Source organism: Streptococcus sp. GMD1S (assembly GCF_000296875.1).
Taxonomy (GTDB): domain Bacteria; phylum Bacillota; class Bacilli; order Lactobacillales; family Streptococcaceae; genus Streptococcus.
Genome location: NZ_AJQY01000052.1, coordinates 1 through 6,296, shown reverse-complemented (window position 1 = coordinate 6,296; position 6,296 = coordinate 1). Strand labels below are relative to the sequence as shown.

At 41.9% G+C, this 6,296-nt stretch carries 7 protein-coding genes and 1 riboswitch; of the genes, 5 read left to right on the top strand and 2 right to left on the bottom strand.

Translation table 11 applies throughout. The features are described from left to right. A partial coding sequence (locus tag GMD1S_RS06280; protein WP_001043425.1) for a potassium transporter TrkG occupies positions 1-800 on the bottom strand: 800 nt, incomplete at its 3' end. A gap of 3 nt (positions 801-803) precedes the next feature. Then, the gene (gene trkA, locus GMD1S_RS06275; RefSeq protein ID WP_000706812.1) at positions 804-2,153 is read right to left on the bottom strand and encodes a Trk system potassium transporter TrkA; all 1,350 of its coding nucleotides are present in this window, start codon (positions 2,151-2,153) and stop codon (positions 804-806) included. 400 nt (positions 2,154-2,553) lie between these two features. Between trkA and GMD1S_RS06265 the strand changes: the two genes are divergently transcribed. The 5 genes from GMD1S_RS06265 to pheS all read left to right on the top strand — a co-directional run. Then, positions 2,554-3,057, top strand: a complete 504-nt coding sequence (locus tag GMD1S_RS06265; protein WP_000181365.1) for a tRNA (cytidine(34)-2'-O)-methyltransferase — start codon at positions 2,554-2,556, stop codon at positions 3,055-3,057. Between the two features lie 40 nt (positions 3,058-3,097). Beyond that, a riboswitch (FMN riboswitch) is annotated at positions 3,098-3,315 on the top strand. Positions 3,316-3,468: 153 nt separating this feature from the next. Then, entirely contained in the window at positions 3,469-4,032 is a 564-nt protein-coding gene (locus tag GMD1S_RS06260) for an ECF transporter S component (protein ID WP_000185812.1), read from the top strand. Further along, entirely contained in the window at positions 4,022-4,672 is a 651-nt protein-coding gene (locus tag GMD1S_RS06255) for a phosphatase PAP2 family protein (RefSeq protein ID WP_033587277.1), read from the top strand. The genes GMD1S_RS06260 and GMD1S_RS06255 overlap by 11 nt, the downstream gene beginning before the upstream one ends. 27 nt (positions 4,673-4,699) lie before the next feature. Next, positions 4,700-5,119 (top strand): hypothetical protein, encoded by a 420-nt coding sequence (locus GMD1S_RS06250; protein WP_000867351.1) that lies wholly within the window; start codon positions 4,700-4,702, stop codon positions 5,117-5,119. Between the two features lie 311 nt (positions 5,120-5,430). Further along, positions 5,431-6,296 (top strand): phenylalanine--tRNA ligase subunit alpha (gene pheS / locus GMD1S_RS06245; RefSeq protein ID WP_044135654.1); only part of this gene is annotated, 866 nt, incomplete at its 3' end.

Sequence of the window (6,296 nt, the reverse complement as noted above, 5' to 3'; positions counted from 1 at the left end):
AAGAAAGCCTTAACCCGACGGAGCATGAGGTAGTAGTAGAGATTGAAGTTAACTCCAAAAACCAGAACTCCGATACTAACTAGATAGGTGATGAGCGAGCTACCATAGTGGGCAATTCCGTCGTTATAGACGGTAAAGCCCCCAGTTCCTGCCGTTCCCATAGCGATGACAAAACTATCATAGAGAGGCATGCCTGCTAGATAGTAGATAACCACAAAAAGGGAGAAGAGAGCCAGATAAAGCAGATAGAGAATCTGGGCAGTGTTTTTTAGCTTGGATACGACCTTGCCAAAGACAGGTCCAGGGACCTCAGCCTTCATCACCTCCAAGTGGCTATTCTTGGCATTGTCCATAATGGCAAGTGCAAAGACGAGTACCCCCATCCCTCCGATCAAGTGGGTGAAACTTCGCCAGAAGAGGAGGGAACGAGTGAGAACGGAAACATCGTTCAGAATAGTTGCTCCTGTAGTCGTAAATCCAGAACTGATTTCAAAGAAGGCATCGATGACGCTGGGGATTTGTCCTGAAAAGACAAAGGGGAGGCCGCCAAAGAAAGACCATAAAATCCAACAGAGGGCAACAATTAAGACCCCTTCCTTGGCATAAATCCGTTGATTTTTCGGTTTCCGTAAAACGCCTAGACCACCGAGAAGGACTAAAATGCCAATCGTAGAAAAGAGAGCGATAAATACTTGATTGGATTCTTGGTAATAGATCGCTACACTAACAGGGACTAGGAGAAGAACAGCCTCAATCAAGAGAAGTTTTGAGAGGAGGTAACGAATCATACTTTTATTCATTTTTTACCTCTCAATCAAATCATAGATTTTGGTGATGTTTGGCAATAAGGTCGTCACGAGTAACTTGTCTCCCACCTCAAGTATATCCTCTCCAGTAGGGAAGATTGTTTTTCCTTTTCGGATAATGGCTGCGATGAGAACCTCTTTTTTCAATTTCAACTGTGATAGAGGTTTGGCAGTCATTTTATTAGCTTCCTTGATTTGGAATTGGAGAGTTTCAATTTGACCGTTTGCTAGATGGTGCATGGCTTGAAGGTCTGAGTACTGAGCGTTTACTCGACCACGGATAAAGTGCATAATGGTATCTACTGCGATGCTTTTTGGTGTGATGATACTTGAAAAATCAGGTGCGTGGATAATCTCTAGAAGGCTTGTTCGGTTGACCTTGGTGATATTCTTATGGACGCCAACACGGTCAAGAAACATAGAAGTGATGATATTTTCCTCATCAACTCCAGTCAAGGTTGCGACTGCGTCATAGTGGGGAGCACTTTCTTCCAGCAAAATGTCTTTTGCAGTTCCATCTCCTTGGACAATATAGAGATTGGGGAACTTTTCACTGAAGAAACGAGCTCTTTCAGGATTGATCTCGATGACCTTGGTATCAATGCGACTGTCTTTTAAAATCCCTAGTAGATAATAAGCAATCTTTCCAGCTCCAACGATAAGTAAGCTTTTAACTGCGCGAGATTTAAAATAGTTATGGAAAAGCATCATATCTACACGATTTCCCGTAACAAAAATCCTATCCTTGTCTTGGATAGTAACATCACCACTTGGAATCATCAGTTGATGATCTCTCTCCATAGCACAGACAATGATATTGCCAAACTTTTTACGGAAGTCTGAGATTGGCATTTGACAAAGACCGCTAGAATCCTTGACAACAAACTCCATGAGACTGACCCGACCTCCAGCAAATCGTTCGACAGAGAGGGCATTAGGGAAATCAATGATATTTGAGATCGCACGCGCTGCTAGGAGTTCTGGATTAACGATAAGTGAAAATCCAAGAATATTTTTCTCTTTAAAATAGGCATTAGAGTATTCAGGATTTCGCACCCGAACGATGGTTTCTTTAGCCCCCATTTTTTTAGCAAGTACCGCTGAAATCATATTCACTTCATCGTGTTCGGTTAGGGCGATAAAGATATCGCACTCTTGAACACCGGCTTGCTCCAAGATGGCAAAGTCAGCACCATTTCCAAGGAGACCTATGATATCATAGCGACTGACAATGTGATTGAGGACAGCCTCATCTTGTTCGATGAGGACAACGTCATGGTTTTCTGCAACCAGTGAACGACAGAGGGCGAAACCAACTTTCCCTCCACCAACGAGGACAATTTTCATATAAAAAACCTACTTTTTCATGATGTAACTATCATACCCTTTTTTAGCAAAAAATGCACTTGCTAAGGCGATTTTTAAGGGAAGAAAGGCCTTTTTCACGTTTTGAAGATACATTTGCTTAATTTCTATAACGATGTCTCCGATTTGAAGTGATTTGGCTCTTTTACTATACCTTTTCAGAAAGGGAATGACCAAACATGAAAATATCATCAAAAAAAGTAAAAAAATCAAGTCATTTCTATTGACAATGATTCTGAAAGTGTTATACTAAGAAAGTAGTTTCGCTGATTTACTTCAAACCTGTTGTGAGGTAAGTTAACGATGCCTTAACCACGCTGTTTGCTGAGCTTGACTCCGGGCAGTGTGGCTATTTTTTTGCAATGATAAAAGGAAACCCGTAATGACAAATCACATTGTATTATTTGAACCTCAGATTCCACAAAATACAGGTAACATTGCGCGTACTTGCGCTGCGACCAATTCTCCCCTCCACATCATCAAACCGATGGGATTTCCGATTGATGATCGGAAGATGAAGCGGGCTGGTTTGGACTACTGGGATAAGCTTGAGATTTATTTTTATGACAGTTTGGAAGATTTCATGTCTCAGATGAAGGGTAAACTCTATCTGATTTCAAAATTTGCGGAAAAGGTCTATTCTGAAGCAGATTTGGCAAGTGGTTGGGATCATTATTTTCTCTTTGGACGTGAAGACAAGGGCTTGCCTGAGGACTTTATGCGAGAACATCCTGAGAAAGCTCTCCGTATTCCTATGAACGATGAGCATGTTCGCAGCCTCAATGTTTCCAATACCGTATGCATGATTGTCTATGAAGCGCTCCGTCAGCAGAATTTTGCAGGTCTTGAGCTTGTTCACACCTATGAAGCAGATAAATTGAAATAATCAAAATGCTTGCACTTGCAAGCGTTTTTTGTTATGATTAAAAGGTCTTCAGGGCTGGGTGAGATTCCCGACCGGCGGTGACTTTAACTAGCTATTTTGGCTTTCTCTTCGTTGTCTTGTCTCGATATACTTAAGTATTATCTTCGACTGCGACGCCTAGATTAATCCAAAATATCTTAGTTAAAGAAGTCCGCGAGCGCAAGCTGATGTGGTGCGATTCCACAACCGACAGTATAGTCTGGATGGGAGAAGACGAAAGAATGGCTTTGTCTGTTCTAATGAGTTTATAGATGAATTGCAACCGCTTGCTCAAAAGAGTGAGAGGGAACTTTTGGGATATAAAAAGTGAGAATAGATAGAGGAATCCTTTCCAACTTCTTCTGATTTTATAGAAAATTGGAGGAACCTGTTATGACAAACACACGTCGAATTTCGACCATTGCGATTTTATCAGCCATTTCATTTGTGCTGATGTACTTTGACTTTCCGCTCTTGCCAGCGGCGACCTTCCTCAAGATCGAGTTTAGTATCTTGCCAGTCCTTGTGGGCTTGGTAGTGATGGATTTGCCTGCTGCTCTCGGGATTCTCTTGCTACGATCACTCTTGAAGTTGCTTCTGAATAGCCAAGGAGTGAACACTTACATTGGGTTGCCAATGAATATCGTAGCCTTGGGAGTTTTTGTTATCGCTTTTGGTTTGATTTGGAAAAAGGAACGTAGCACTCTTCGTTTTCTACTGGCATCTCTAGCGGGAACTATTGGATTGACTTCTGCCATGTTGGTTCTCAACTATGTCTATGCGGTTCCTTTATACGCGCAGTTTGCCAACTTTGATATTAGAGAAATTATAGGACTTTCTAACTACTTGATGACCATGGTATTACCTTTCAACTTGATTGAGGGTGTAATCTTTTCCGTTTCATTCTGGTTGTTATACGTCCTCTTGAAACCAACCTTAAAATATTATGAGAGATAAACAAACATTTTTAATGAAGGGCAGTTTTGCCCTTTTACTTTTCGTCCTTCTTGGCTATATGGTCAAGTTTTACCCCGAAACGCTGGTCGGTTTTGATCAACCGCTTCAGACTGTTCTTCGTGGGGACTTGCCAGATTATTTGACAGTTCTGTTCCGAGCCCTTACGCATTTGATTGATATCCCAGTAATCATTACCTGGGTTGCCATTGCAGCCTTTATCTTTTATCGTAAGCAGTGGAAGATAGAAAGCTACTTCATGGCGGGTAATCTAGCCTTAGCCGGTCTTTTAATCGTGACCTTTAAAAATATCTACCAGCGCCCACGGCCAGCTATTTTACACTTGGTAGAGGAGAGGGGATTTTCTTTTCCAAGTGGCCATTCTCTGGCAGTGACTCTGATGGTAGGGACTTTGATTGTCATTCTCAGTCAACGGATTAAAGATCCGGTTTGGAAAAAAATTGTGCAAATCGTCCTTGGCTTCTACCTAGTCAGTGTGTTGCTATCTCGGGTCTATCTGGGAGTTCACTACCCATCAGATGTTCTTGCCAGTTTCTGTGTGGGTTTGGGGGTCTTGTTTATCGAATTTCCTTTCTATGACAAGCTTCGCTTCCAATGGCGATTTAAAGGCAAGCAGAAGTGAGCATCAAATTCCTTTGAGGAAAAAGAAATGAAAGTCAATATAACAGATCTCCATCCGACTCAACTATACTTATCAGAAAAGAAGTTACAAGATATCCAGATGCTTTATCAGTCGGTAGAAATAATCAATGTTGCTCCAATCAGTGTTCTTGCATTCGGAGACTGCTTGTTGATTACAGACGGGCATCACAGGGCTTATCAGGCTTTATTGGCAGGTAGGGATACGATTTCTGCTAAGTGGGATAGAGATGGTGGCGATGAACTGTATTATCTCTATGCGCAAGCTTGTGAGGAAAGAAAGATTTACTCTGTTCTGGATTTAAAAAATCATATCGTATCTCAAGATGAGTATGAAGCAAAATGGTATAACTGGTGTGATGGTTTTAATCAAGCAGCAACTCTTTTATTGAAAAGGAAAGCAGGTGAAACAGATCCTACAAATAGGTAATGCATTGTGTCTTGTTCCTTTTTATATTGAAATTAGTCTAATCTAACTTGTTTTTTAACTAAAAATCTGATAAACTAAGTAGTAATTGAATAGGAATCCGCAAGACTAGTAACTCAAGGGAAGTATATCAGGGAGGAGAGCCGTGACTGCAAGTTCTCTATATGAAAGCTGGGTGAATTCACTTGCGCATGGATTTAGAAATGAAGGTCTGACTTGTCAGATGAAAACGGATGGTACCGCGTGTCAACGCTCCGAGTGGAGTTTTTGGCATGTGGTTTTCTTTTTATCTACGAGGGACTGATGGAGGAATTATGTCAACTATTGAAGAACAATTAAAAGCGCTTCGCGAAGAAACGCTGGCTAGCTTGAAGCAGATTACTGCTGAAAATGAAAAAGAGATGCAGGACTTGCGTGTCTCTGTCCTTGGTAAAAAAGGGTCGCTTACTGAAATCCTCAAAGGGATGAAAGATGTCTCTGCTGATATGCGTCCAATCATCGGGAAACACGTCAATGAAGCGCGTGATGTCTTGACAGCTGCTTTTGAAGAAACAGCTAAGCTCTTGGAAGAAAAGAAAGTAGAAGCTCAACTAGCAAGTGAGAGCATCGATGTGACACTTCCAGGTCGCCCAGTTGCGACTGGTCACCGTCACGTTTTGACACAAACCAGTGAAGAAATCGAAGATATTTTCATTGGGATGGGTTACCAAGTCGTGGATGGTTTTGAAGTGGAGCAAGACTACTACAACTTCGAGCGTATGAACCTTCCAAAAGATCACCCAGCTCGCGATATGCAGGATACTTTCTACATCACAGAAGAAATCTTGCTTCGTACTCACACGTCTCCAGTTCAGGCGCGTGCGATGGATGCTCATGATTTTTCAAAAGGTCCTTTGAAAATGATCTCACCAGGGCGTGTGTTCCGTCGTGACACGGACGATGCGACCCACAGTCACCAATTCCACCAAATCGAAGGCTTGGTTGTTGGGAAAAACATCTCTATGGCAGATCTTCAAGGAACCCTTCAGTTGATTGTGCAAAAAATGTTTGGTGAAGAGCGCCAAATTCGTTTGCGTCCATCGTATTTCCCATTCACAGAGCCATCTGTTGAAGTGGATGTTTCTTGCTTCAAGTGTGGTGGAGAAGGCTGTAACGTATGTAAGAAAACAGGTTGGATTGA

Coding starts and splice junctions, on each gene's coding strand:
- GMD1S_RS06255 (WP_033587277.1), top strand. CDS start 4,022: ATGAGAGATAAACAAACATTTTTAATGAAGGGCAGTTTTGCCCTTTTA.
- GMD1S_RS06265 (WP_000181365.1), top strand. CDS start 2,554: ATGACAAATCACATTGTATTATTTGAACCTCAGATTCCACAAAATACA.
- GMD1S_RS06260 (WP_000185812.1), top strand. CDS start 3,469: ATGACAAACACACGTCGAATTTCGACCATTGCGATTTTATCAGCCATT.
- trkA (WP_000706812.1), bottom strand. CDS start 2,153: ATGAAAATTGTCCTCGTTGGTGGAGGGAAAGTTGGTTTCGCCCTCTGT.
- GMD1S_RS06250 (WP_000867351.1), top strand. CDS start 4,700: ATGAAAGTCAATATAACAGATCTCCATCCGACTCAACTATACTTATCA.